The following is a 2,844-nucleotide window of genomic DNA, read 5'->3' as shown; positions in this document are numbered from 1 at the left end:
GCCGCCCAGCGTGAAGGAGGCGCGCACGACCACCGGGAGACCGATCTCCTCGGTCGCCGCTATGGCCTCTTCCATCGAGTAGGCGTGGACGGAGCGCGGGAGGTCCATACCGATCGACAGCATGGCCTCCCGGAACAGCATGCGGTCCTCCGCCATACGGATGGAGTCGACGCTGGCGCCGATCATCTCCACGCCGTACTGGGCGAAGATGCCGGCCTCGAATGCGCCGACACACACGTTCAGCGCCGTCTGCCCCCCCAGGGTCGGGAGGACGGCATCCGGCCGTTCCTTGGCGATGATCTTCTCGAGCACCTCGACTGTGATCGGCTCAATGTAGGTCCGATCGGTCAGCTCCGGGTCGGTCATGATCGTGGCGGGGTTGGAGTTGAGCAGGATCACCTTGATCCCCTCCTCCCGCAGGACCTTGCACGCCTGGGTACCGGAATAGTCGAACTCGCAGGCCTGCCCGATGACTATCGGACCGGATCCCACGATGAGAATCGACTTGATATCGGTACGCTTCGGCACTACCTAAGCCTTCTTTCTTGCCAGTCCCTTTGCTACGGACTTGGCCTTGTCCCTGAGCTTCTTCTTTTCCTGACGCTTTGCCTTCCACCTGACCTTGGGACGGTCGCCTCTACCCATGTGTCACCTCCCTTCCATCGTGTGTAGAAACTGCTCGAACAGGTACCGGGAGTCGTGCGGGCCGGGGCCCGCTTCCGGGTGGTACTGAACGGAGAAGGCCGGCTCGTCGAGCAGCCGGAAGCCCTCCACCGTGTTGTCGTTGAGGTTGAGGTGCGTGAGCTCGGCCCGCCCGTGCGGCGTCTGACCGATGAGCCCTGCCGGGGCACGCCCCTTTGACGGATCGTAGCCGAACGCCGACTCCACCACCGCGAAGTTGTGGTTCTGGGTGGTGATCTCTATCTGTCCGTCGTCCAGCCGGGCCACCGGGTGGTTGACCCCGTGGTGGCCGAACGGGAGCTTGTAGGTGTCGAAACCGGCGGCCCGGGCGAGCAGCTGGTGGCCGAGGCAGATTCCGAAGACCGGGACCTTGCCCAGCAGGCCTTCGACCGCTTCCACGCCGTACTGCACGGTCTCCGGGTCCCCCGGGCCGTTGGAGACGAACACCCCGTCGGGTTTCGTGCCCAGGATCTGCGCAGCGGTGGTCCTGGCCGGGTGGATCGTGACCTCACAGCCCAACCCGGCGAGCGACCGCAGGATGTTGTGTTTGATGCCGAAGTCGAACGACGCAACCTTGAACTTCGTCTCGCCCTCGGCCGCCCAGACGTAGGGCTCGTCGCTCGTGACCGACCCGATGAGGTCCTCGTCGGAGATCATCGGGGACCGCCGGGCCTGCTCGGCCAGCGCCTGGGCGTCCGGGTTGGTGGTCGAGATCACTCCCCGCATCGCCCCTTTGTCCCGGAGGTGGCGGGTGAGCCGGCGGGTGTCGACCTCGGTGATGCCGGCAATGCCGTTCTCCTTGAGGTAATCCTCCAGGCCCCCGGTTGCCCGGTAGTTCGAGAAGACGGCCGGCAGATTGCGGATGACGAACCCCCGCACCCAGGGCGACCGGCTCTCAGGGTCCTCGTCGTTCACGCCGTAGTTGCCGATGTGGGGGTAGGTCATGACCACGATCTGGCCTTCATAGGACGGGTCGGTGAGGACCTCCTGATAGCCGGTCATGCCGGTGTTGAAGACCACTTCGCCCAGGGCATCGGTGTCCGCGCCGAGGGCCTCCCCGTGGAAGGCTTCGCCGTCCTCCAGCACCAGCAATGCCGGGCGGATCGTTTTGGTGTGCGGGCTCACTGCGCGCTCCCGAAGGAGGTGCCTACCGAGAGGGCGGCCTCGTACTCCGGCGAGATCTCGCCGTTGCGGACCACCAGCTTGCCTCCGAAGACCGTGTGCAGGATCTTTCCTTTCACCTTGCGGCCCGTGAAGGGCGTGTTGCGGCTCTTCGATACGAACTTGGCCGGGTCGATCACCCACTCGGCCTCCGGGTCGAACACCGTGATGTTGGCGGCCGAGTCCTCTGCCAGAGCCCCCTGCCCGGCGAGCCTCAAAATCCCGGCAGGAACCGACGTCAGCCGGCGCACCAGCTCCGGAAGCGTCAGGATTCCGCCATCGACGATCTCGGCGATCATCAGCGCCAGCGCGGTCTCCAGGCCGATCATCCCGGGAGGGGCGAGTTCGAACTCCGACTCCTTTTCTTCTCGAGAGTGCGGAGCGTGGTCGGTGGCGATTGCATCCAGAGTACCGTCGGCGAGGCCCACCCGGCAGGCCTCCATGTCCGAGCTGGACCGGAGTGGCGGGTTCACCTTGTTGACCGGGTCGAACGACTGCAGCTCGGCGTCGGTGAGGATCAGGTGGTGGGGCGTGACCTCGGCGGTCACCCGGACGCCCTGGGCCTTGGCCTGGCGGATGAGCTCCACCGAGCCCTTGGTCGACACGTGCAGGGCGTGGTATCGGACGCCGGTCAGCCGGGCGAGCACCAGGTCGCGGGCCAGTGCGATGTCCTCGGCGGCGGCCGGCATGCCCTTCAGGCCCAGCAGGTCGGAGTAATACCCCTCGTGCATCTGGCCGCCCTCGGAGAGGGCTGCGTCGTCGCAGTGCTCGGCGCAGATGGCGTCGAAGCCCTTGATGTACTCCATCGCACGCCGGAGGATGCGGGAGTCCTGGACGCCCTTGCCGTCGTCGGTGAACATGCGGACCCCGGCGGCGCAGGTGACCATCTCCCCGACCGGCGTGATGTATTTGCCCTCCAGGCCCTTGGTCAGGGCGCCGGCCGGGATGACCTCGCACAGCCCGGCCAGGCGGGCGGCGTTCGCCACCTTGTCGGCCACGGCG

General features: G+C 66.4%; 3 protein-coding genes. All 3 read right to left on the bottom strand.

From position 1 onward, the window contains the following. A partial coding sequence (gene carB, locus VFV09_11870) for a carbamoyl phosphate synthase large subunit (protein ID HEU4868412.1) occupies positions 1 to 528 on the bottom strand: 528 nt, incomplete at its 3' end. Positions 529 to 648: 120 nt separating this feature from the next. Next, on the bottom strand, positions 649 to 1,806 hold the full coding sequence (gene carA, locus VFV09_11865) for a glutamine-hydrolyzing carbamoyl-phosphate synthase small subunit (protein ID HEU4868411.1): 1,158 nt from the start codon (positions 1,804 to 1,806) through the stop codon (positions 649 to 651). Further along, positions 1,803 to 2,844: dihydroorotase (locus VFV09_11860; GenBank protein ID HEU4868410.1), on the bottom strand; the 1,042-nt coding region annotated here is incomplete at its 5' end. The genes carA and VFV09_11860, both read right to left, overlap by 4 nt.

Source organism: Actinomycetota bacterium (assembly GCA_035759705.1).
Lineage (GTDB): Bacteria > Actinomycetota > CADDZG01 > JAHWKV01 > JAHWKV01 > JAJCYE01.
The sequence above is the reverse complement of the archived record's forward strand: the minus strand, read 5'-3'. Positions and strand labels throughout refer to the sequence as shown.